Raw genomic sequence first — 23,317 nt, 5'->3', positions numbered from 1 at the left:
TTACTCCAGCCAGGCGTCATCGCGCGCCAGAACCGGCAGCGGGCGGGAGTCGCCTGTGATTGTGGGAAGACAGTTGAGCAGGCCGCGGGTGTAGGGGTGGCTGGCCTCACTCATTCTGCTGGCATCAAGCTCCTCGACCACCCGTCCGGCATACATGACCAGCACCCGGTCACAGAAGGTCGAAACCAGCTTGAGATCATGGCTGATGAAAATCAGGCTCATGCCACGCTGGGTGACCAGATTGTCCAGAATGCGCAGCACCTCGATCTGCACGGTCACATCGAGCGCCGAGGTGGGTTCGTCGGCGATCAGCAGGTCAGGCTCGGTCACCAGCATCATGGCGATCATGGCGCGCTGGCCCATGCCACCGGAGAGTTCGTGCGGATAGGCCGCCATCACGCGGTCGGGATCACGGATCTGGACCGCCTCGAGCATGGCCAGCGATTTGTCGCGCGCTTCCGACTTGCCGCCATGCAGCTTGACCGCCTCCATCAGCTGTTTGCCGATGGTCATCACCGGATTGAGCGAGAATTTGGGATCCTGCATCACCATCGACATGCGGGCGCCGCGCAAGCTTCGCCACTGTTTCGCAGTCGCATTGCGGAGATCCACGCCGTCGAACTCCAGCCGGTCCGCCGTCGCGGTTCCCGAGACGGGCGTGAGGCCAAGCAGGGCGCGTCCGGTCTGGGATTTGCCGGAGCCGCTTTCACCGACAATGCCCAGCCGCTCGCGGCCGAGGTTGAAGGAAACGCCGCGCACCACCTCGACCGGGCCCTGCCGCGAGGGAAATGCGATACGCAGGTTCTCGACGGACAGCAGCGGCTTCATTTCGCGGCCTTCGGATCGAGCACATCGCGCAAGCCGTCGCCGAGCAGGTTGAAGCCGAGCGAAACCAGGAAAATCGCAGCACCGGGCATGGTGGCGACCCACCAGTAATCGATGAGGAAGCGGCGTCCGCCGGCAATCATCGCACCCCATTCAGGTTGCGGCGGTTGCGCCCCCAGACCGAGGAAGCCGAGCCCGGCGGCGGTCAGGATGATGCCTGCCATGTCGAGCGTAACCCGGATGATCACCGATGACAGGCACAGCGGCGTGACATGACCCCAGATGATCCGCGCCGGCGAGGCGCCCTGAAGCCGGATCGCATCAATGTGCTCGGCATTGCGGATGGTCAGCGTTTCGGCGCGCGCCAGCCGGGCGTAGGGCGGCCACGACGTGATGGCAATTGCGATGATGGCGTTTTCGATGCCTGGTCCAAGGGCTGCGACAAAGGCCAGCGCCAGGATCAGTCTCGGAAAGGCCAGGAAAATATCTGTGATCCGCATCAGGACGATATCGAGCCAGCCGCCGAAATAGCCCGACGTGGTGCCAACCAGCAGCCCGATGGGCGTGGCAATGACTGCGACCAGCGCCACAACCATCAGCGTCAGACGGGCGCCATGGATCACCCGGCTGAAAATATCGCGGGCGAGGTCGTCTGTACCCATCAAATGGTCCATTGACGGCGGCAGCAGCCGCAGGGTCCGCAAATCGCCGCCGATTACCGGATCATAGGGTGCAATGACATCGGCAAAAATTGCGACAAACACCAGAAGCAGGACGATGCCGAGGCCGACCATGCCGAGCCGGTTCTTGGTGAAAGCAAGCCAGGTTCGCCATGCCTGCCCCAGACGCGCCTGTCGGCGGGAGGCTGGTTGCTCGCTCTGAAGCCATTCGCTCAGTCCCTGACGGGGCGCGTCGGCTGTCATGTGCGCCTCCTGACCCGAGGATCGAGCAAGGTGTAGAGAAAATCAGACAGCAGGTTCAGTCCCACAAAGATGATGCCAATCAGCAAGGTTCCACCAAGGACGGCGTTCATGTCGGCATTCTGCAACGAATTGGTCAGGTATTGTCCAAGGCCGGGCCAGGCAAATACGGTTTCGGTCAGCACCGATCCTTCGAGCAGGCCCGCATAGGACAGCGCGATCACCGTCACCAGCGGCACGGCTGCATTCCTGAGCGCATGCACCCAGATGATGCGCCATTCGGCCACGCCCTTGACCCGCGCGGTGACCACATATTCCTGCGCCAGTTCATTGAGCATAAAACTGCGTGTCATGCGCGCGATGTAAGCCATCGAATAATAGCCCAGGAGCGCCGCGGGCAAGGCTATATGGGACACCACATTGCGAAACGCGCCCCATTGACCCTGCATCGCGGTATCGAGCAGAAACAGTCCGGTTTTCGGCGTGAAGGCATACTCGTAGGAAATATCGATCCGCCCCGGACCTGCCACCAGTCCCCATTTGGCGTAAAAAACCAAAAGTCCGAGCAAGCCAAGCCAGAATATCGGCGCAGAATAGCCGACGAGCCCGAGAATCCGCACCACCTGGTCAACAAGCTTGCCTTGCCGGACCGCAGCCCAGACCCCGACCGGAACCCCGAACAGGGTGCCGATGATGATGCCGACGGTGGCCAGTTCAAGGGTCGCGGGGAACGCCCGGGCAATATCATCGATGATCGGCTTCTTGGTCAAAAAGCTCTCACCGAAATCACCGGTTACGGCTTTTTCGACATAGAGGCTGAACTGCACGTAGAGCGGCTTGTCCAGCCCCAGCTCAACAAAGACCTTGTCATAGGTCGATTGTGAGGCGCGGTCGCCGACCACGGCAAGCACCGGATCAACCGGGACCACCCGGCCGATCAGGAAGGTTACCACCAGCAAGCCAAAGATCGTGAAAACCACGGTCGCTGCCAGCCGCATGGCCTTGCCAAGTACGGTCGGAAGGGCGCGGTGGTGCCCTTCCGATGTTTTCATCGAAGCGGTCAACTACTTGGTCACCGCCTTGAAGGAGTTGTCGTTGAACGACGGGCCAACGATGAAACCTTCGACGTTCTTGCGACGGGCGAGAACCTCGATTTCCTGGAACATGATGACAAACGGTGATGTCTGCTGATGCTCCGTCTGGAGGTCGACATACATCTGCGCGCGTGCGCTCGCATCGGCTTCAAGCACGGCGGCATCAGCCTTGGCAGTCATCTCCGGGATATCCCAGGCATTGCGCCAGGCAAGCGGCTTGGAGGCCGCGTCATCGGAGTTGTCGGGGTTACGGGCGAACGTATCCGCGTTGGTATGCGGATCCTGATAGTCCGGGCCCCATCGACCGATATAGATGTCGTGGTTGCGGGCCCGGTATTTGGTAAGCGTCTGCTGCCCATCGCCCGGAATCAGTTCCATCGTGATGCCGGCCATGGCCATGGTCTGCTGGATGGCCTGGCCCATGGCAGTGATTTCGTTGGTGTTGCGGGTGTCCATGGTGACGGTGAAGCCATCCGCCAGTCCGGCTTCGGCCAGCAGTTCCTTGGCCTTGTCGACATTGAGCGAGAACGGGGTGTCCTCGAGGGCGCCGAGGAAGCCGCGCGGCAGGAAGGCCTGATGCGGGATCACCTTGCCCTTCATGATCGTGTCGGCGATGGTGGCATAATCGACCAGGTATTTCATCGCCTGGCGAACCTCGGGCTTGGCCAGTGTCTCGTTCTTCTGATTGAGGCCGAGATAGTAGATTGATCCCTTGACGCCGTCTTCGATAACGATGTCGGCATTGGTCGAAAGCGCCGCAATCTCCTCGGCGCTGACATTGCGGGCAATGTCGATGTCGCCCTTTTCAAGCAACAGACGCTGGGTCGCGGTTTCGGGAATGTGGCGGTAGATCGACCGCGCCATCGGCGGGGCTTCTCCCGAATAATTGTCGTTGCGCTCCAGCACGACGGCTTCGTTGGCGCGCCAGTCACGGATGCTGAAGGCGCCCGAACCAGCATAATTCGTCTTGAGCCAGTTGTAGCCGAAATCACCATCGGCCTCGTGGCTCTTGACCAGTTCGCTGTCAACAACAAACCCCACGGTCGCCGTCAGACAATAAAGCACCAAAGTGGGCGCGTAGGGCTTGTCCATCTCAAATTCGAAGCTCATATCGCCGGTCTTGCGGATCATTGCATCGACATTGTCAGGCGTGAAACCGAACTGACTGAGAATGAAGGCGGGGGATTTATCGAGCTTGATCACCCTTTGCAGCGTATACACCGCGTCCTCGGCGGTGATCGGGTTTCCGGAGGCAAATTTCATGTCCGGACGGATGGTGAAGGAGAAGGTCTTGCCGTCCTCGGAGATCTCCCATTTCTCGGCGATGACGCCAAAGATCTCGGATACGTCCTTGACGTTGTAGCCGACGAGGCCCTGGTAGGAGTTGCCGAGGATCTCGGAGGCGCTGAATTCGAACACTTCGGCCGGATCCAGGGTGATGATATCGTCGATAGCCCAAGCCTGGATGAGCGTGTCGGCAGGCGTTTCCGCCACGGCCTTCACCGGCGCAAAGGCCGCGGCTGTGCACATCAATGCCGCAGCCACAAGTTTCTGAACGTGTTTCACGATAAACTCCCTGTTGATTGTTCCCGATTGCATGTGTCCGGGCACCGGATTTTTCCATGTCACCCTGAAGGTTCAGCAATCTGGCCACAGCCCCATTGCACTGTCAAGCACGGCAGAAGAGCCGTTCTGCAGCCTATGATTGCGCCTTGCAGGGACCAGCCGAAAAATGCCGGATTTTGGATCCGTCTGAACACGCAGGTCTGATCAAGTCATCGATATTTTTATTCTATTTCGCGTCGATAACCGGGCTCGCAAAGCCTCATGCCCAGCCAGACTGATCGAAAGCAGTGCACGGGTTGGGCTGATCTGCCACAGCTTTCAGTGTCAGTGAAAGTTGCGGCCTTTCGGCAAGGCGCGGCGCGCCGCTCTGGCGGCCGCCAGCTCCTCATAATCCCGGCGCAGTTCGGGTGCGTCGCGGATCAGCTTGATGATGCGGGCGGCGGGCTTGCGATCACGTCCGCGCATGTCATCAATCGGGCGGCGCACCTCGTCGGCATTGGCAAGCCCACCCATCTCTGCCGCCGTGTCCGAGATCTGCGCCATCATCGGGGTGAGATCCTCGAGATACTCGGCCACCACATGGATGACGCCCTCCTCGTTCTGCAATTTGCCACGCACGCCGACGCAGCGGCTGCCGAGCACAATGGCGCGAAACCTTTCGAACACCTTGGGCCAGACGATGATGTTGGCGACACCGGTTTCATCCTCGATGGTCTCGAACACCACCCCCTTGGCCGAGCCCGGCCGCTGCCGGACCAGCACAAGGCCGGCCACCTTGACCATCCTGCCCGTGCGAATGTTCTGCAGGTCCGCGTTGAGGCAGCACCCCTTGCCCGCAAGCCGCTCGCGCAGGAACGACATCGGATGGGCCTTGAGGGAAAATGACAGCGACTGGTAATCATTGATCACTTGCTCGCCCAGCGGCATTGGCGGCAGATCGACATCGGGCTCTTTCTGCAGATCGTGGTTGTCGGCGACGGCAAACAGCGGCAATCGTTCGGCACTGGAAAGCGGATCGAGCGCCTTGACCGCCCACAGCGCGTCACGCCGGTTTAGCCCGATGGAACGGAAGCCATCGGCCTCGGCCAGTTGCTCGATCGAGCGGCGCGGCAGACCCGAGCGCGTCCACAGATCGCGGACGCTGTCATAACCTCGGCCGCGCCTGGCCATCAATTGCCCGGCTTCGGTTTGGCCAAACCCCTTGACGTGGCGCAGACCCAGCCGCACCGCGTGGCTGTGCTTCATGACCTCTTTCATGTCGCGATGCCGGCCTGACAGCGGCTGCGGGGCAGCATCCGGCTCCAATGTGGAATCCCAGTCCGAGCAATTGATGTCGACAGGGCGGACCTCGACGCCATGTTCACGGGCGTCACGGATAAGCTGCGCCGGCGCGTAAAACCCCATCGGCTGGGAGTTGAGAATGGCGGCGCAGAAAACATCCGGGTAATGGCATTTGAGCCAGCAGGAAACATAGACCAGGAGCGCAAAACTGGCCGCGTGACTTTCGGGAAAACCATATTCGCCAAAGCCCTCGATCTGGCGGAAACAATGCTCGGCAAAATCGCGCTCATAGCCGTTTGCGACCATGCCCTCGACCATCTTGGTCTGAAACGAGCCAATGGTGCCGACACGGCGGAAGGTGGCCATGGCGCGGCGCAGCCTGTCGGCTTCGCCCGGCGAGAAGCCACCGGCGACGATGGCGATGTTCATCGCCTGCTCCTGAAACAGCGGCACGCCAAGGGTCTTGCCGAGCACGGCGCGCAGTTCCTCCTTGGGAAAAGAAACCTTCTCCTTGCCCTGCCGGCGGCGCAGATAAGGATGGACCATGTCGCCCTGAATCGGGCCGGGGCGGACAATCGCCACCTCGATCACCAGATCGTAATAGCACCGCGGCTTGAGACGCGGCAGCATCGACATCTGCGCCCGGCTTTCGATCTGGAACACGCCGATGGTGTCGGCACGGCAGATCATGTCATAGGTCGATGTATCATTGTCAGGCAGCGAGGCCAGGGTTTCGCGGCGATCGTAATGGCTCTCCAGCAAGCCAAAAGCCTTGCGGATGCAGGTCAGCATGCCCAGTGCCAGCACATCGATCTTGAGCATGCCGAGGCTTTCCAGATCATCCTTGTCCCATTCGACAATGGTGCGGTCCTCCATCGCCGCGTTCTCGATCGGGATCAGCGAAGACAGCTTGTCGCGGGTGATGACGAAGCCACCGACATGCTGGGAGAGATGACGCGGAAAGCCGACGATCTGGGAGGCAAGATCCAGCATCTGCGCCAGGTGCTTGTCGGCCGGATCAAGCCCGGCGCGGCGGGCATCCTCGGCATCGACCTCGCGCGACCAGCCGCCCCATTTGGTGCCGGAAATGGCGGAAATCGCGTCATCGGACAGGCCGAACACCTTGCCGACCTCGCGGATCGCCGAGCGGGCGCGATAGGTGATGACGGTCGCCGCCAGCCCTGCCCGTTCGCGCCCATATTTCGCGTATATGTACTGGATCACCTGCTCGCGCCGCTCGTGCTCGAAATCGACATCGATGTCGGGCGGTTCGTTGCGTTCCTCGGAGATGAAACGCTCGAACAGGAGGTCGACCTTGCCGGGGTCGACCTCGGTGATCTCGAGGCAATAGCAGACGGCGGAATTGGCCGCCGAGCCGCGCCCCTGGCACAGGATGTCTTGCGAGCGGGCAAAGCGGACAATGTCATAGACGGTGAGAAAATAGGGCGCGTAGTCGAGTTTCCTGATCAGCCGGGTCTCGTGGGCGATGGCCTTGAGAACCTTTTCCGGCGCGCCGGCGGGATAGCGTTTTTTCAGCCCGAGGGCGGTGAGCTTTTCGAGCGCCTCCTGCGCCGGCAGCGGTTCGGGACCGAGTTCCTCGAACATCGGCGCATCGGGATATTGATAGCGCAGTTCATCGAGCGAAAACCGGATGCGCTTAAACAGCCTCGCCGCTTGCGCCACCGCCGCCTCATGGCCCGAAAACAGACGCAACATCTCGACATGCGGGCGCAGATGGCGTTCGGCATTGGCCTGCAACCTTGTGCCAGCCGTGGCCAGAGTCTTGCCCTCGCGGATGCAGGTCATGACATCCTGCAGCGGACGGCGCTCGGGCACGTGGTAGAGCACATCGCCGATCGCCACCAGTGGCAGCTCATGCGCGCGCGCCAGCCGCGCGATCTTCGCCATGTGACGCTGGTCGGCGCAGCCATAGGTCCGCGACAGGGCAAGGTGGAGATGATCCGGGAAGCGGCCACGCAACTGCTCCAGCACGCGATCATGCCCTGCCCGGAGCACGCCCGCAGGCGTGATCACCGCCATCAGCAGGCCTTCGCCGTGGGTGAGCAGATCCTCAAGCGTCAAATGGCATTCGCCTTTCGGCGCGCGACGTTTGCCGGTGGTCAGCAGTTCGCACAAATGGGCGTAGGCGGCCCGATTCTCGGGCCAGACCAGAATCTCGGGGGTGCCATCCATGAACACCAGCCGGCAGCCCGGCGCGAAGGCCAGTCCGGCTTCCTTGGCCGCCATATGGCCCCGGACGACACCGGCCAGCGAATTGCGGTCAGTGATGGCAATGCCGCCAAGGCCGAGCCGTGCAGCCTGCACCACCAACTCCTCGGCATGCGACGCGCCGCGCAGGAAGGAAAAGTTGCTGGCGGCGGCCAGTTCGACATAGGCTGGGCCGGATGCAAGCCGGGTCATGCAAAGAGCCCGTGCATGTACCAGCAAGGATCACTGGTTTCGCGTCCATACAGGCCGTGGCGGAACAACCAGAAACGATAGCCCTGGCGATCCTCGACGCGAAAATAATCCCGGCTGCGGGCGCCGCGGCCATCACGCCACCATTCGCAGGCAATGCGCTCGGGCCCTTCCGAACCGGCGACCTCGTAGGTCACACCGCGCCAGCGAAACTGCAAGGGCGGCCCGTCGGGCACCTCGGCAATGGTCTGCATCAATTCGGGCCGGTCGAACAGGATCAGCGGGCGGGTGATGATCTCACGGGCGGCGGCCAGATCCGCTGGCTCGGCCAGCGCCGCATTGCCCGCAGCTGATCTTCGCGCCCCAGGACCGGGTGCACCAAGATGGGCGACCGGCTGACGGCCGAAACTGCGCTCGGGAATGTGCGTGTCGGCGAGCACAAAGCGCTGGACGCGATCCAGGCCGAGCCTAGCGCCGAGCCGGTCGATCAACGCATCGTGGCCTGCGTCAGTGGCATGGCCCGTCATCATTTCGGCCTGCACCCCCTCGAACGGATCGGCACGGACCACCTCAAGCCGCATCAGATCAAAGCCGAAGCCGGCATCAAGATCATCGTGCAGACCGGCAATGCGCTCCTCGAACAGCCGGAGAATTCTCTGCGGATCGCGCAACGGCCGGGCCGTCTGCAGGCTGAGCTCACTGACATGGCCATCAACCCGGAACAGTTTGAGCCGGCCGTGCCGCAGACCAAGGCCGCGCCGTTCCAGCGGCTTGATGATGCTGGAAGCCAGTGTCGCAATGACATGGCTGATCTCGTCCTGGTGGGTCAACGGTTCGGCAAAGCGGCGTTCGCTGGACAGCTCCGCCACCGGCATGATCGGCGAAATCGCCTCGGTCTCGCGGCCGAGCGCCTGATCAAGCCGCTGCATCACTTCCGCACCGAAACGGGCGGCCAGCGGCGCGCGCGGCAGGCTGGCAATGCAGCCGATGGTCTTGAGACCAACACGGCCGAGCGAGGCCACCAGGGCGGGTGACAAGCGCAGCCCGCTCACGCTCAACGGCAGCAGCGCCTCGCCATGCCCCCCCTCGGCAATGATCCGCGTCTGGCCGTAGCGCGCCATCGCCCAGGCGGCGCCCGGCGTATCGGCCAGACAGAGCCGGACGTGAAACCCCTGCGCCCGGAGCCGGGCCTCCAGATCGGCGACCAGTGCCGCCTCGCCGCCAAGCAGATGGGCGCAGCCGGTGATATCCATGAACAGGCCATGATCGCCGGGCGCGGCCGAGCCCAGTGCGACCAGCGGCGTATAGCGCTCGCACCAGCCGGCGATGCCCAACAACAACGCCCGGTTTCGTGCGTCATCGGTCTGGTGGCACTCGAGATCGGGCACCAGCGCACGCGCATCGCTGAGGGTCTGATTTGCCCGCACGCCGCGGGCGCGGGCAGCCTCATCCAGAGCGACGATGCGGATGGCGTTCTTGACCGTGTCGGTGACAACGACAGGGGGCGCCTCAGGATGCGCGTCCAAAATCCTGTCTGTGATCCAGGACTTGCCCCATCTTTTCCGATGGATCACGTCGGTCGGCAGCCGCGGAAAGGCGATCGAGAGAATGCGCTGGCGGGCTTGTGCGGGATAACGGGTCTGGAGCGGCATGGTTGAAACTTCTGACTTTCGGGTTCCAGGCTAAAAGCCATTGGCCGGTGCGTCCGGCGCGGTTGCGTTCCAGCGTGAGCGACAGCCGCAGTGCCCCCACGCCACGTTGATAGGTCTCGTCTGCTCCGGACATGTGAGTGTTTACCCGCCAGCGCGTTGCTGCAGCGCTGGCCTCCTCCTCGCCGCTCTGGCGCAGGATCAGCGCCAGCACACCGCTCTGACGCGCGCGCAGCATCAGCCGCCGTGTGGCGGTGATGTCAAAGCGCGCCGGATTGCCCTTGATCTGAAAGATCAGCGCCGCCAGTCCGGCGCAGCCCGCCGCCTCGTCAGCCGCCCACATGGCGCCCTGCAGATCGCACGGCTCGACAAATGTCAGGCCTGACGGATCAAGCCCGTACTGGGCAAGGCCGGCGGGGAAAAGCCCGCCGCCATCGCCGCGCGTGGCCGGATCGCTGACCCAGACGATGCTCCGGCGTCCGCCACGATCAGCTTGCATGGCGCGGGCCGCCAGCCCCAGCGCAAAACCTGTTGCCGCGCCGATGTCCCGCGCCAGCGGGCTGCGCACCTCGTGCAAGCCGCCGCAGGCCAACCCGCCCTCGAGATGGCGGTCAACGGCACTGGCGCCCAAGGCCAAGGGCGCAGACACCTGGTCAGCGCCCACCAGCGCCGCAGGACGGGACTGATGGGCCTGGGCCTCCTGCATACGGGTATGCGTTCTGAGAATATCCGTCGCGGTTTGCAACCTCGAGAGACTCATGTTCGATCCACAATGTTCCTGTTATGTTCCAGTAAACACCAGACTCGGTCCGGGAGTCAATCAGCGGATTTCAGGATGAACGCAGAGGCTCTGCACGGACGGCAAAAAATCCACCCGCCCTGCTGGAGCGTTTCAAGGACAGATAAAACGCCCTAGATCAGGATTGCGATGGACCGGCAATGATCACATCACCGCGCCCATCTGCCAGGGCACGAATTCGGCGCCGCCGAAGCCCAGTTGCTCGCTCTTGGTTTCCTCGCCGGAGGCGACGCGCAGGAACAGCTCGAAAATCTCGCGGCCCTTGGCCTCGAGGCTCACTCCATCAGAAATGATGTCGCCGCAGTTGATGTCCATATCGTCCGCCATGCGGCCATACATTTCCGAATTGGTGGCGAGCTTGATACACGGTGTCGGCTTGTAGCCCGAGACCGAACCACGCCCGGTGGTGAACGCCACCAGATTGGCGCCCGAGGCGATCTGCCCTGTCACCGAACAGGGATCATAACCAGGGCTGTCCATGAACACGAAGCCGCGCTCGGTAATGGGTTCGGCGTATTTGTAAACCTGGGTCAGCGGCGCGGTGCCGCCCTTGGCCACCGCACCGAGCGATTTCTCGAGGATGGTGGTCAGGCCGCCCTTCTTGTTGCCGGGCGAGGGGTTGTTGTCCATCTCGCCGCCGTTGCGCGCAGCGTACTCTTCCCACCAATGGATCCGCTCGACGATCCTGGCGCCGACTTCCGGCGTTACCGCGCGGCGGGTCAGCAGGTGCTCGGCACCATAGATTTCAGAGGTTTCCGACAGGATGGTGGTGCCGCCATGGGCGACCAGCAGATCCGACGCCGCGCCCAGCGCCGGGTTGGCGGTGATGCCGGAATAGCCGTCCGAACCACCACATTGCAAGCCGATCATCAGGTGTTCGAGGCCGGCCGGGCTACGGGTGATCATGTTGGCCGCCACGGCCATTTCCTTGAGCACCTCCAGCCCCCGCTCAATGGTCTTGCGGGTGCCGCCGGTCTGCTGGATCGTCATATAGCGAAAATTGCCGTCGGCGCGCATGCGGCCACGGCCGACAAGATCAGGCACCTGCATGACTTCGCAGCCGAGCCCGAGCAACAAAATGCCGGCAAAATTGGGATTGCGGGCATAACCTTGAAGGGTGCGGAACAGCGTGTCGTAGCCCTCGTCGCTGCCCGACATGCCGCAGCCGGCGCCATGGACGATCGGCACCACGCCGTCGATGTTTTCGAACTGGTCGAGCCAGCCCTGTTTCTCGGCCGCCTCGGCAATGAAGCGGGCCACCGAGCCTGAGCAGTTGACCGAGGTGAGAATGCCCAGATAGTTGCGGGTGCCGACGCTTCCATCGGCGCGGTGGTAGCCCAGGAAATGCCGCTGTTCGCAGGGCGAAGAAAGCGGCCGGACCTCGGTCGAAAACTCCTGCGCCTCGGCGTGGCCACCCATGCCGAGATTGTGGACGTGAACATGCTCGCCGGGCGCGATTGCCACGCTTGCCACGCCAATGGTCTGGCCATAGCGAATAACCTTTTCGCCTTCGGCAATCAGGCGCGTCGCGATCTTGTGGCCGCGCGCGACGGCGCCTCCAAGCGGCACGTCGAGGCCTGCAACGCTGGCGCCAGGCGCCAGATCCGCAAGCGCAATGATCACATTGTCATCCGGGTTGAGACGAATTGTCAGGGGAAGATCGATGGCCATGGGTGTCAACGCTTCTCGGTTGGTGTCTGCAACTTGGCGGAGCAATTGCTGCCCCTCTCTCAAGCTTGCGCCATCCAAATGCGTCATTCAGATGATTTTTCCACATAACTTCAACGGGTTGCAGCAATATTTACGCATTTATCCATATGCGGGAGGCGAGGCGAGCCGCAGTCCTGCCGGAAAACGACTTCATCTGACATGTTAATATGCCAGCCGCCAAGGATAGTCCACTGCCAGCTGTGGAAATTCTCTGCCACCCTGCCACCTCTTGCCGCGTTCACCGGTCCGCGCACCGGGGCGCCCCCGAAAGTTGCGGTATTGGACGGTCCTATGGTCAGACGTAGCGGAAGGTGAAGATCGTCCACAGGCCGCAAATTCCAAGCGGCCACCACAGCGGCGTGCCGAAGACATAGAGCCAGGCCATGAAGATGAAGGCGCTGCCCAGAAGCGACAGGAACAGCCGGTCGCCGCGGGTGGTGTCGATGGCAAAGACGCCGCGCCGCGGCGCACCGCCGGGGCTGTAATACTCCCAGACGCCCATCGAGCCGATGGCGGCGACAATGAACAGAAAAAAGGCGATGGTGGCCCGGGTCCAGGCCATCCAGGTGCCGAGCGGTTCGGTCCACCACGCTTGAGAGAACAGGACGATATCTTGCATCGCGGCGATCCTTGCTGGTCAGACGCGCCCGAGGGCAAAGCCCTTGGCAATATAGTTGCGGACGAAATAGATGACGATGGCGCCCGGAATGATGGTCAGCGTACCGGCTGCGGCCAGCAGCCCCAGCTCATAACCGGAGGACGACGCCGTCTTGGTCATGGTCGCGGCAATTGGCTTGGCGGCAACGGCTGTGAGCGTCTTGGCGAGCAACAGCTCGACCCAGGAGAACATGAAGCAGAAGAACGCAGCGACCCCGATGCCCGCGGCAATGGTGGGGATGAAGATCTTGACGAAGAACGACGGGAACGAGTACCCGTCGATATAGGCGGTTTCGTCCAATTGCTTGGGCACGCCGGACATGAAGCCTTCGAGAATCCACACCGCCAGCGGAATGTTGAACAGCGTGTGCGCCAGCGCCACCGCCAGATGGGTGTCGAAGATGCCGACCGCCGAATAGAGCTGGAAGAACGGCAGCGCGAACACGGCTGCGGGCGCCATGCGGTTGGTCAGGAGCCAGAAGAACAGGTGCTTGTCGCCCAAAAACCGGTAGCGCGAGAAGGCATAGGCCGCCGGCAACGCAACGCAGACCGAGAGCACCGTGTTGATCGTCACGTAGATCAGCGAATTGACGTAGCCCATATACCAGGTCGGATCGGTGAAGATGACCCGGTAATTTTCCAGTGTGAAGCTCTGCGGGAACAGCGTGAAGGAACCGAGAATCTCGTTGGTGGTCTTGAACGACATTGTCACCAGCCAGTAGATCGGCAGCATCAGAAACAGGATGTAGACTGTGGGCACAAGCCAGGATACGCGTCTCATTGGTTTGCCTCATCGCGGGTCATGACGGTGTAGAAAATCCAGCTCAGCAACAGGATCACCAGGAAGTAGATCAGCGACATCGCCGCCGCCGGGCCGAGGTCGAACTGACCGAGCGCGATCTTGACCAGATCGATCGATAAAAGCGTGGTCGAATTGCCCGGCCCGCCGCCGGTCAGCACCGAGGGTTCGGTGTAGATGTTGAAGGAATCCATGAAGCGCAGCAGGATGGCAATCGTCAGCACCCGCTTCATTTTCGGAAGCTGGATATAGCGGAAGATCGCCCAGGACGAGGCGCCGTCGATCTTGGCTGCCTGGTAATAGGCGTCGGGAATCGACACCAGCCCGGCATAGGCAAGCAGCACCACCAGCGAGGTCCAGTGCCAGACATCCATCAGGATCAGGGTGAACCAGGCGTCGCCCGGCTGGCGGGTGTAATTGTAGTCAAAGCCCATCGCGTTGAGGGTCTTGCCCAGCAGGCCGATTTCGGGCAGCGCGAAGATGTTCCACATGGCGCCAACGACGTTCCACGGGATCAGCAGCGGCATCGCCATCAGCACCAGGCAGACCGACACCCAGATGCCCTTGCGCGGCATCGCCAGCGCGATCAGAACCCCGAGCGGCACCTCGATGGCCAGAATGGTGAAGGTGAAGGTCAGTTGCCGGCCCAGGGAGGCGTGAAAACGCGGCGAGCGCAGCACATCCTCGAACCAGGTGATACCGGACCAGAAGAAGACATTGTTGCCGAAGGTTTCCTGCACCGAATAATTGACCACGGTGATCAGCGGCACGATGGCGTTGAAAGCCACCAGAACCAGAACCGGCAGAACCAGGAACCAGGCCTTTTGATTGACGGTCTTGTTCATGCTGCGCTCCTTCGGCCGGCCAGCCAGCCGTCCTGATAGATGCGGGTTTTCTCGGGGATGAATTCAAGCTTTGTTGTCTCGGAAGGAATGCTCTCTCCTTCCTTGACCAGCAGCTTGAGCGAATGACCACCACACTCGGCCTCGACAATGTTGAACCGCCCGGCATCGCTGACCCTGACCACCCGTGCATCCAGGCCGCTGGTGGCAAAGCGCACATGTTCGGGCCGCACACCGACCTGGTTGAGCTCTGCCCCGGCGGCGGCCTTGTTGGAGGTCTGCACCCTCTGTCCGGCAAAAACCGCTTGCCCGCCTTCGATCTGGCACGGCAGGACATTCATGCCGGGCGATCCGATGAAATGGCCGACAAACGTGTGCTGCGGTTCCTCGAACAGTTCCTCGGGCGTGCCGATCTGGACCACCTCGCCGACATTCATCACCACCACCCGGTCAGCGAAGGTCAGCGCCTCGGTCTGGTCGTGGGTCACGTAAATCATCGTTCGTTTGACGCGCTGATGCAGCTCCTTGAGCTTGGACCGCAGTTGAAACTTCAGATGCGGATCGATCACCGTCAGTGGTTCGTCAAACAGAATGGCGTTGACATCGGTGCGGACCAGGCCACGACCGAGCGAAATCTTCTGCTTGCCGTCGGCGGTCAAGCCTGCAGCGCGCTTTTGCAGCATGGCAGTCAGATCGGTCATCCCTGCAATTTCGGTGACACGGCTGTCGACTTCGCTTTCCGGCACGCCGCGATTGCGCAACGGGAAGGCGAGATTGTCGTAGACCGTCATGGTGTCGTAGACCACCGGGAACTGGAACACCTGGGCGATGTGGCGTTGTTCGGGAGGCAGGGGCGTGACGTCCTGCCCGTCAAACAGGATCTGGCCGTGCGAGGGAACGAGCAGCCCGGAAATGATGTTGAGCAACGTGGTCTTGCCGCAGCCCGAGGGGCCGAGCAACGCGTAGGCGCCACCGTCAGTCCAATCGAGATCCAACTGCTTGAGCGCCCAATCCGCGTCCTTTGCCGGGTTGGGCATATAGCTGTGGCGAAGACCTGAAAGCGTGATGCGGGCCATCTCAGTGTCTCCCTTCGGCTTCGCCGCTTCGCACCAAAGTGCCGTCGGGCGCAAAATAGAAACAGGCCGACATGTCGGCGTAAAGCGTCGCTCTGGCGCCAGCCACAAACGGGTGCACGCCGTGGGACAGCGACACCCAGTCGCCACCGATGGCATCGAAATGGATCATCGATTCCGAGCCCGAAAGCTCGGCGATCTTGATCGTTCCGTCGACCGGCACCGAGCCTGCGGTCTCAAACGGAGTGACGTGATGGGCGCGAATACCGATGGTGTAGTCGCCATCGGCGAGGCCCTCGGGCGCTACCCAGGTCAGGGAGCTGCCGGCTGAGATCATATGGCCTGATTTGACCGCCTTGACGGTGTTGATCGGCGGCTCGGAGAACACCTGAGCGCCGGTCAGGCTGGCGGGGCGGCGGTAGATTTCGCCGGTGGGACCGAAGTCGGCCACACGGCCCTGATGCAGCGCCGCCGTCTGGCCGCCAAACAACAAGGCTTCGGTCGGCTCGGTGGTGGCGTAAACCACCACGCATTGGCGTTCGCCGAACAGTTTGGGCAATTCGTCGCGCATTTCCTCGCGCAATTTGAAGTCGAGATTGGCCAGCGGTTCGTCGAGCAGGATCAGATCGGAGTCCTTGACCAGCGCGCGGGCCATGGCGATGCGCTGCTGCTGGCCGCCGGAGAGTTCCGCCGGGCGGCGGTCGAGCATCGCCGAGATCCGCATCAGTTCGGCCATCGCGCCGACACGGCGCTTGATCTCGGCCCGGTCGACACCGCCGACGCGCAAGGGCGAGGCGATGTTGTCGAACACGCTCATGTTCGGGTAGTTGATGAATTGCTGATAGACCATGGATACGTTGCGCTTCTGCACCGGCACACCGGTGACATTGACACCGTTGAACCAGACCTCACCGGCAGTGGGTTTTTCCAGGCCCGCCATCAGTTGCATCAGCGTGGTTTTCCCGGCCAGGGTGGTTCCAAGCAGGATGTTGAAACTGCCCGGCTTGAAGACGAGGCTGGTGGGGTGAATATGCGTCTCTGTTCCGACCCGCATCGTGATGTTTCTAAGTTCCAGCACGGAAGCTCAATCCTCAAGCAGCCGGTCATGGCCGGCAGGCAAATACATTGTTGCACACAACCCCTGGTTCCTCGTTCCCGGATCCGGGTTCAGACCCCTGAGGCATTTCACTACTTTCGGTCGCCAACTGTCTGCGCAGGGATTTAGTCTGCCACAACGGGTTGTGCGGGTCACGTGGGCCGCGTCAGGCTGCGAGTGGCCCGGCGCAGGGCGCCGGGCTTGAGTGCAGGCTTGAAAGCCGGTTCTACTGGTTCCAGCGGGCCACGAGATCGTCATAGTTGACGGTCTCGCCCTGCGGCTTCTCGTTGTCGAGCTTGGCCTTCGGGCCGTCGGGCTTGCCGAGCCATTCGCTCGGATCCTTCGGCTCATTCAGGCGAGGCCCGCAGCCGCCATAGACATTGCCGGCCTCATCGGCGCGCTGCATGCGGGCCATGGTGATGTCCATCTCTTCTGCGAGACGGTCCATGGCTTCCTGCGGGGTGAATGCACCGGAGTTGACGTCACCGATCTGCTGCCACCAGATCTGGGCCAGCTTCGGATAGTCAGGCACGTTGATGCCGGTTGGCGACCAGCGCACGCGGTCAGGCGAGCGGTAGAACTCGACCAGACCTCCGAGTTTCGGCGCCCGTTCGGTGAAGCTTTCGTGCCGCACCGTGGAATCGCGGGCAAAGGTCAGTCCGACATGCGACTTCTTCGTATCGACTGTCTTGGAGGTGACGAACTGGGCGTAGAGCCAGGCCGCCTTGGCGCGGTCTTCCGGCGTGGATTTCAGGATCGTCCATGACCCCACGTCCTGATAGCCGACCTTCTGGCCTTCTTTCCAGTAGGGACCATGCGGAGATGGCGCCATCCGCCACAGCAGGTTTCCGTCCTCGTCGACAGTGTTGTTGCCTTCCGACTTCGGCTTGACCATATCGGCCAGGAACGCCGTGTACCAGAAGATCTGCTGGGCGACGTTGCCCTGACTGAGAGCCGGCAGCGACTGATAGAAGTCATAGTCTGCCGCACCGGGAGGCGCATAATTGCGCAGCCATTCGTCCCATTTGCGGATGGCGTAGACCGAAGCCGGGCCATTGGCTTCACCGCCGCGCGACACGCTGGCGCCCGCCGGGTTGCAGGAGCCCTCCTCCATGCGGATGCCCCACTCGTCGATCGGGACACCGTTGGGTTCACCCGGACTTCCGGCGCCGGCCATGGAGAGCCAGGCATCGGTCATGCGCCAGCCAAGATCGGGGGCGCGCTTGCCATAGTCCATGTGACCGTAGATCTGGACGCCATCGATTTCCTTGACATCGTTGGAAAAGAACTCGGCGATATCCTCATAGGCCGACCAGTTGACCGGGACGCCGAGCTCGTAGCCGTATTTGGCCTTGAAGGCATCCTTGTTGGCCTGATCGTCGAACCAGTCCTTGCGGAACCAGTAGAGGTTGGCGAACTGCTGATCAGGCAACTGGTAGAGCTTGCCGTCCGGCCCGGTGGTGAAACTCGTGCCCATGAAATCTTCGAGATCAAGCGTCGGCGATGTGACATCAGCGCCGTTGCCGGCCATCCAGTCGGTCAGGTTGACCGCCAGCTGCAGGCGCGAGTGCGTGCCGATCAGATCGGAATCGTTGACATAGGCGTCATAAAGGTTGCGGCCGGTCTGCATCTGGGTCTGAACCGCCTGGACCACTTCGCCTTCGCCCAGGATCTGGTGATTGACCTTGATGCCGGTGATTTCCTCGAATGCCTTGGTCAGCACCGTGGATTCGTAGGTGTGGGTCGGAATCCCTTCCGACAACACATTGATTTCCATGCCCGCGAAGGGCTCGGCAGCGTCGATGAACCATTGCATCTCGGCCTTCTGCTCATCAGCAGAAAGCACGGATGGCTGGAACTCGTCATTGATCCATTTCTCGGCCGCGGCCATGTCCGCCGATGCCGGCGACTGGAACGCAACCAGCGCCACGGCAGCCGCCGAAGCCAGTAAGAATTTTTTCATATCTTTGTCTCCTCCACAAAAGCGCACATATGACGCTGGGTTAAGGAAATATGATTACATGCGAAAGTCAATACCGAAACTAAACGAACCTTATTGAGCAAGAAACGAAAATTGACGCAATCTTGCGAAATCTTGGTTTTCGCTGCCACGTCAACAGTTTCAACACGCTGCATCTGCGCGTGCCACGACAGATGCGGCATCATCACTGCTGTGCAGAGGTACCGCTGAGCACCAACGGACGAAACCCGGCGCGCGGAGGCGCTGCAAGACACTGGATCTTGAAACCATTACGGCACCCGCCCGAACCCGTTCACTCAGTCTCAAAGCGTGCGTGAGATGGTAGGAAACACGTCTCTGAGCCGACTACGGGCACTTTTGCGCCTGCCGCCACATGGCCTGTAACCACTCAAAAAGGCGGCACATCCGGACCCGCGGGTCGCAAGCGCGATCAAGATCGCAATTTGCCCGGCAGAGCGTCACCTCGCCTGGCAGATCATCAAAGCGCGCAGTGAGTGACCAAACCATCGCACCCGTGGTCAGCCCAGGCACATGTGTGCGGAGACCGACAATGAGGCTTCCAGCCCCCCCAACCGGCGCGTGAGGCGAGTATCGGGCATGAGGCCTCCCGTTAGGAGTGGCCGTCACACCCGATATCCGCCAAGGTGATAGCCGGAAGAACATGACGCCAGTGGCGGAGCGAAGAAAGCTTGGAAGCCGCCAATCGACCCGGCACGACCAGGATCGATTGCGGCATCCGCGCTTTGTGAATCTCTGCGCGTTCTTGCATGATCCCAACCGCTTCTCGCCCGGCAATTCTTATAGCCTATCCCCAATCCAGAAGATCGAAAATGTGTCCGGCATCGGGTGCCTCTTCAAGGCTCCAGATCATGTCAAAGACCTGTCGAGAGCGGTCTGTCGAGAGCAAGCCTTCTGCACAGTCGATGAACTTCGCCTCGAGTTCGGCATCAGACAAGGGGTTATGCGGACTGCCGCGATACGCCTCGTCGGCCCAGCGCTCGAATGACCGGCCATCATGGGTGACAACCTCGATCTTGGAGCGGATCCGGTCCCATCCCATGTCCTCGATTGATTGATCAAAAACGGTTGTCACCCGGTTCTGCATATCCTGGCATGCTCCCGACAACACGAATGTATCCGAGAACTCGGCCTTGCCCGCGCGCCCTTCAAGGATAATGGCCGACAGCAGGAATCCGAATGAGAATTTACCCTCAAGCTCGGTGCGCGCGATGCGGAATCGAATCGGCCCCAATACGTTGCTGCCTGCTTTCAGCGTCACCGCCTTGATATCAGCAGCCTTAATGTTATTTTCGCGCATCAGGAACAGCATCGCGTCCATACTCGGATGCGTCAGCACCCCGGACGGATAAGGCTTGATGCTGACCCCAGGGCTTTCCATTGTGTGGGGCGCACCGAAACGGTCGCGCACCAAGGCAGGATCACCGCCCGGACCGGCAATCGCCAGATAGCCCCAGCGGCCATCGAGCGCTTCGGAATTTGCCGACATGCCAAACCGCGCCAGCAATGCTGCAGTGACTCCGTTCTCGGCCGCACGGCCCACATGCATTGGCTTGGTCATGGTGCCAAATCCGGCACGGATGCCGGAAGCCATGGATGCCGCCAGTCCCAATGCGCGGGCCGTTGCCTCTTCATCAAGACCGAGCATATGTGCCGCCGCCGCAGCAGCCGCAAACGTGCCGATCGTGCCCGAGGTGTGGAAGCCCCGCATGTAGTGATCAGGATTTATTGCCTCCGCAATCTTGCAACCGACTTCAAATCCCGCGGTGAAACTGGCCAGCAGCTTCTTTCCGTCAACCGGAAAACCCTGCTCTTGTGCGATCAGATCCGACAGGGTCAGGGCTGCCACCAGCGGCGGCATCGTCGGATGCATCAACAATCCATAAGGTCGCCCGGGGCCTTCCGCGAGCTGTGTGTCATCCCAGTCCATGGCATGACCTGCTGTGCCACCCCATAGAGCTGCCAAATGGGCAGGCACCCGTGTCGATGACTTGCCGATCAAGCGGGCTTGCGCGACCCCGCCGAGGCTTGTGATGTAATCCCCTATCGGCTTCATCCCCGTCTGCTCGGAGCCCGCAAGCGCCACTGCCAGGCCATCGAGTACGCAACGCCGGGCAAGACGCAGCGTTTCCGCGTTCAAGTCCTCATAGCGATGATTGGCGACAAAGCGGCTCGCCGCGGCTGTGAGCCCGCTAAGCGAAGCCCAGGGATCAATTGCAGATGCAGTTGTCTCATTGTTCATGTCAGTCTACCTTTTGTTGATGTTGGCTGCGCCCGATCTCGCGCCAATCTTCTTTGCTGAAACGCTTTCATAGGGTGGTATCAAGACAGCGCTTTTCAGCGACGCCTTCACCGCTTTTGGATCTATCTGGTTGGTTGATCTCAGGTTTCAGTAATCGAGCGCATGGTTTTGATAAGCTCAGATTTCTGCTCAAACCCTATGCCTGGTGCATCGGGAAGGCCAACCTGCCCGTTCTCGACCTTGATGCCGTCGGCAAATCCGCCGAAGGGCGCGAAAACTTCCGGGTAGGATTCATTGCCACCAAGTTTAAGGCCTGCAGCGATATTGAGCGACAGCTGATGTCCGCCATGCGGAATGCAGTTGCGGCTTGAAAAGCCTTCCGTCCCGATCGCGTCAAGTGTCCGCATATATTCGACGAGGCCGTAACTGAGAGCACAGTCAAACTGCAGCCAGTCCCGGTCGGGGCGCAGGCCTCCGTGGCGGACAAGATTTCGGGCATCCTGATGCGAAAACAGATTCTCGCCGGTTGCCATGGCGCCGGGGTAAGCTTTCGCGAGCTCTGCCTGCAACTGGTAATCAAGCGGATCACCCGCCTCCTCGTACCAGAACAGGTCATACTTGTTCATTGCCTCGGCATAGGCGATCGCGGTCTCGAGATCGAACCGGCCATTGGCATCGACAGCCAGATGCTGGCCACCGCCAACCACTTCCAGCACGGACTCGATCCGGCGCATGTCCTCTTCAAGGGGGACGCCGCCAATTTTCATCTTGACGACCGAATAGCCCATGTCGAGATAACGCCGCATTTCCGCCTTGAGCTGGCTGTCGTCCTTGCCGGGATAGTAATAGCCGCCAGCGGCATAAACGAAGACGCTGTCATCGGGCTTGCCATTGCCATGGACGCTCGCGAGATGCTGATAGAGGGGAACACCGGCTATCTTTGCCACAGCGTCCCAGACAGCCATGTCGACAACCCCGACGGCCACCGACCGCTCGCCATGACCGCCAGGCTTTTCATTTGCCATCATGATCGACCAGATCTTGTGCGGATCCAGATTGGTTCCGGTATCATTGATCAGCGCGTCGGCACCGGCCTCGCGGAGACGTGGCAGAAATCGTTCGTTCAGCAGGCCGCTCGCGGCGTAGCGACCGTTGGAATTGAAGCCATAGCCGATAACAGGCTTGCCGTCGCGGATGACATCCGTGACCACCGCCACAACACTGACTGTCATCTTCGAAAAGTCGATATAGGCGTTGCGGATCGGCGAAGCGATCGAGGCTACTGCCTCCCTGATTTCAACGATTTTCATTGGAATTCCTCTTTTTGGGTGGCCGTCCGGTAAACCGGAGCAGCAATGGCGGGACGATCATGTTGGTCAGGAACGAGCGGACAAATTGAAAGCCCGCAACCAGCGCCGAAGCAACGCCAAGCGCCTTGGCGGACGCAATCATCTCGCCCAAACCACCCGGCGCTGTTCCAAGCACCAGTACGGCCATATCGGTTCCGGTGATGGCGGTGAGAACAGGCGCAACTGTCAATGCCATGAATGCAATCAGCGCAAGGCCGCAAAGAACGCCGGCTAGGGCCGCGCGGGGCATGCGCGACAAATCCTTCCTGTCCAGGCGTGCGCCGAGCGAAAAACCGATCAACACCTGAGCTGTAATCAGGAGAAGTGCGGGCATCTGGGCAATCGGAAACCCTCCGAGCACAAACAAGATACCGACCAGCATCGGCATGATGATATACGGGTTCAGCAAACCGATCCGGTCAGACAACAATGCCAACACCAACCCGACACCCAGACAGGCGAAAAGTGCGGACATGCTGCCGCCGTTGTCGACAGCCGCGGGTGTTCCAGACCCGGAAATGCCCAGAAAAATCGGCACGCAAATAACCACCAGAATGACGCGAAGTGTGTGTACAACGGTGACCACTTCAGTCCGCGCATTGACCTGTTTGGCAAGGGAAGCCATCTCCGCCATGCCTGCCGGAAGCGCGGATAGCAGCGCTGTTGTCCGGTCGGTTCCAGCGATCCGCGCCAGCGGCCAGGCTAGCAAAAGCCCGAAGGCGTTGGCAGCGATCGCGGCGCCAATCATGGCCGGAAGCAGGTCGCTCATGGTCGCGAGCAGAGCGGGTGTCAGAACACCCGCAGTGGCGGTGCCGACCAGCAACTGTCCGGCGCGTCTCAAATGCCGCGTCTTCCCTGAAAGGCCTACCGTGTTGCCGTATATCGCGGCACCCGCCATTGCGCCCAGGATCCAGCCAAGCGGAACACCGAGCCATGTGAACACCGCGCCTCCCAACGCAGAAACCATCACTCCGAGCGCAATCGACAAGGTCGGATTC

The 23,317-nt window shown here is 61.2% G+C and carries 17 protein-coding genes; all 17 read right to left on the bottom strand.

The features are described from left to right. On the bottom strand, positions 1 to 828 hold the full coding sequence (locus PZ897_RS11085) for an ABC transporter ATP-binding protein (protein ID WP_275752349.1): 828 nt from the start codon (positions 826 to 828) through the stop codon (positions 1 to 3). Beyond that, on the bottom strand, positions 825 to 1,748 hold the full coding sequence (locus tag PZ897_RS11080) for an ABC transporter permease (RefSeq protein ID WP_275752348.1): 924 nt from the start codon (positions 1,746 to 1,748) through the stop codon (positions 825 to 827). Before PZ897_RS11080 ends, PZ897_RS11085 begins: the two co-directional genes overlap by 4 nt. Further along, positions 1,745 to 2,743, bottom strand: a complete 999-nt coding sequence (locus PZ897_RS11075) for an ABC transporter permease (RefSeq protein ID WP_275752487.1) — start codon at positions 2,741 to 2,743, stop codon at positions 1,745 to 1,747. Before PZ897_RS11075 ends, PZ897_RS11080 begins: the two co-directional genes overlap by 4 nt. Positions 2,744 to 2,809: 66 nt before the next feature. Then, positions 2,810 to 4,405 (bottom strand): ABC transporter substrate-binding protein, encoded by a 1,596-nt coding sequence (locus PZ897_RS11070; protein WP_275752347.1) that lies wholly within the window; start codon positions 4,403 to 4,405, stop codon positions 2,810 to 2,812. A gap of 324 nt (positions 4,406 to 4,729) precedes the next feature. Beyond that, entirely contained in the window at positions 4,730 to 8,107 is a 3,378-nt protein-coding gene (locus tag PZ897_RS11065) for an error-prone DNA polymerase (protein ID WP_275752346.1), read from the bottom strand. Beyond that, positions 8,104 to 9,630, bottom strand: coding sequence for a DNA polymerase Y family protein (locus PZ897_RS11060; protein ID WP_275752345.1), 1,527 nt, complete (start codon positions 9,628 to 9,630; stop codon positions 8,104 to 8,106). The genes PZ897_RS11065 and PZ897_RS11060 overlap by 4 nt, the downstream gene beginning before the upstream one ends. Continuing rightward, a complete protein-coding gene (locus PZ897_RS11055; protein ID WP_275752344.1) occupies positions 9,614 to 10,513 on the bottom strand; it encodes a hypothetical protein in 900 nt (299 codons plus the stop codon). Before PZ897_RS11055 ends, PZ897_RS11060 begins: the two co-directional genes overlap by 17 nt. A 183-nt stretch (positions 10,514 to 10,696) precedes the next feature. Beyond that, entirely contained in the window at positions 10,697 to 12,223 is a 1,527-nt protein-coding gene (locus tag PZ897_RS11050; RefSeq protein WP_275752343.1) for an altronate dehydratase family protein, read from the bottom strand. A gap of 334 nt (positions 12,224 to 12,557) precedes the next feature. Further along, positions 12,558 to 12,881, bottom strand: a complete 324-nt coding sequence (locus PZ897_RS11045) for a DUF2160 domain-containing protein (RefSeq protein ID WP_275752342.1) — start codon at positions 12,879 to 12,881, stop codon at positions 12,558 to 12,560. 18 nt (positions 12,882 to 12,899) lie between these two features. Further along, positions 12,900 to 13,700 carry a carbohydrate ABC transporter permease gene (locus PZ897_RS11040; RefSeq protein WP_275752341.1) on the bottom strand — a complete coding sequence of 267 codons (801 nt, stop codon included), beginning with the start codon at positions 13,698 to 13,700 and terminating at the stop codon, positions 12,900 to 12,902. Then, entirely contained in the window at positions 13,697 to 14,563 is an 867-nt protein-coding gene (locus PZ897_RS11035) for a sugar ABC transporter permease (RefSeq protein ID WP_275752340.1), read from the bottom strand. Before PZ897_RS11035 ends, PZ897_RS11040 begins: the two co-directional genes overlap by 4 nt. Continuing rightward, the gene (locus PZ897_RS11030) at positions 14,560 to 15,636 is read right to left on the bottom strand and encodes an ABC transporter ATP-binding protein (protein WP_275752339.1); all 1,077 of its coding nucleotides are present in this window, start codon (positions 15,634 to 15,636) and stop codon (positions 14,560 to 14,562) included. Before PZ897_RS11030 ends, PZ897_RS11035 begins: the two co-directional genes overlap by 4 nt. 1 nt (position 15,637) lies before the next feature. Further along, the gene (locus tag PZ897_RS11025; protein ID WP_275752338.1) at positions 15,638 to 16,687 is read right to left on the bottom strand and encodes an ABC transporter ATP-binding protein; all 1,050 of its coding nucleotides are present in this window, start codon (positions 16,685 to 16,687) and stop codon (positions 15,638 to 15,640) included. Positions 16,688 to 16,955: 268 nt separating this feature from the next. Beyond that, complete coding sequence (locus tag PZ897_RS11020) at positions 16,956 to 18,692, bottom strand: ABC transporter substrate-binding protein (RefSeq protein WP_275752337.1); 1,737 nt, start codon at positions 18,690 to 18,692, stop codon at positions 16,956 to 16,958. Between the two features lie 823 nt (positions 18,693 to 19,515). Next, entirely contained in the window at positions 19,516 to 20,970 is a 1,455-nt protein-coding gene (locus PZ897_RS11015) for an MmgE/PrpD family protein (RefSeq protein WP_275752336.1), read from the bottom strand. 140 nt (positions 20,971 to 21,110) lie between these two features. Further along, on the bottom strand, positions 21,111 to 22,280 hold the full coding sequence (locus PZ897_RS11010; protein WP_275752335.1) for a mandelate racemase/muconate lactonizing enzyme family protein: 1,170 nt from the start codon (positions 22,278 to 22,280) through the stop codon (positions 21,111 to 21,113). Further along, positions 22,267 to 23,307, bottom strand: coding sequence for an AbrB family transcriptional regulator (locus PZ897_RS11005; RefSeq protein ID WP_275752334.1), 1,041 nt, complete (start codon positions 23,305 to 23,307; stop codon positions 22,267 to 22,269). The genes PZ897_RS11010 and PZ897_RS11005 overlap by 14 nt, the downstream gene beginning before the upstream one ends. Positions 23,308 to 23,317: the final 10 nt, after the last annotated feature.

This window comes from Hoeflea sp. YIM 152468 (genome assembly GCF_029210485.1).
GTDB lineage: Bacteria > Pseudomonadota > Alphaproteobacteria > Rhizobiales > Rhizobiaceae > Hoeflea.
This window is presented reverse-complemented; position numbering and strand designations above follow the sequence as displayed.

Coding starts and splice junctions, on each gene's coding strand:
- PZ897_RS11085 (WP_275752349.1), bottom strand. CDS start 828: ATGAAGCCGCTGCTGTCCGTCGAGAACCTGCGTATCGCATTTCCCTCG.
- PZ897_RS11080 (WP_275752348.1), bottom strand. CDS start 1,748: ATGACAGCCGACGCGCCCCGTCAGGGACTGAGCGAATGGCTTCAGAGC.
- PZ897_RS11075 (WP_275752487.1), bottom strand. CDS start 2,743: ATGCGGCTGGCAGCGACCGTGGTTTTCACGATCTTTGGCTTGCTGGTG.
- PZ897_RS11065 (WP_275752346.1), bottom strand. CDS start 8,107: ATGACCCGGCTTGCATCCGGCCCAGCCTATGTCGAACTGGCCGCCGCC.
- PZ897_RS11055 (WP_275752344.1), bottom strand. CDS start 10,513: ATGAGTCTCTCGAGGTTGCAAACCGCGACGGATATTCTCAGAACGCAT.
- PZ897_RS11050 (WP_275752343.1), bottom strand. CDS start 12,223: ATGGCCATCGATCTTCCCCTGACAATTCGTCTCAACCCGGATGACAAT.
- PZ897_RS11045 (WP_275752342.1), bottom strand. CDS start 12,881: ATGCAAGATATCGTCCTGTTCTCTCAAGCGTGGTGGACCGAACCGCTC.
- PZ897_RS11040 (WP_275752341.1), bottom strand. CDS start 13,700: ATGAGACGCGTATCCTGGCTTGTGCCCACAGTCTACATCCTGTTTCTG.
- PZ897_RS11035 (WP_275752340.1), bottom strand. CDS start 14,563: ATGAACAAGACCGTCAATCAAAAGGCCTGGTTCCTGGTTCTGCCGGTT.
- PZ897_RS11030 (WP_275752339.1), bottom strand. CDS start 15,636: ATGGCCCGCATCACGCTTTCAGGTCTTCGCCACAGCTATATGCCCAAC.
- PZ897_RS11025 (WP_275752338.1), bottom strand. CDS start 16,687: ATGCGGGTCGGAACAGAGACGCATATTCACCCCACCAGCCTCGTCTTC.
- PZ897_RS11020 (WP_275752337.1), bottom strand. CDS start 18,692: ATGAAAAAATTCTTACTGGCTTCGGCGGCTGCCGTGGCGCTGGTTGCG.
- PZ897_RS11015 (WP_275752336.1), bottom strand. CDS start 20,970: ATGAACAATGAGACAACTGCATCTGCAATTGATCCCTGGGCTTCGCTT.
- PZ897_RS11010 (WP_275752335.1), bottom strand. CDS start 22,280: ATGAAAATCGTTGAAATCAGGGAGGCAGTAGCCTCGATCGCTTCGCCG.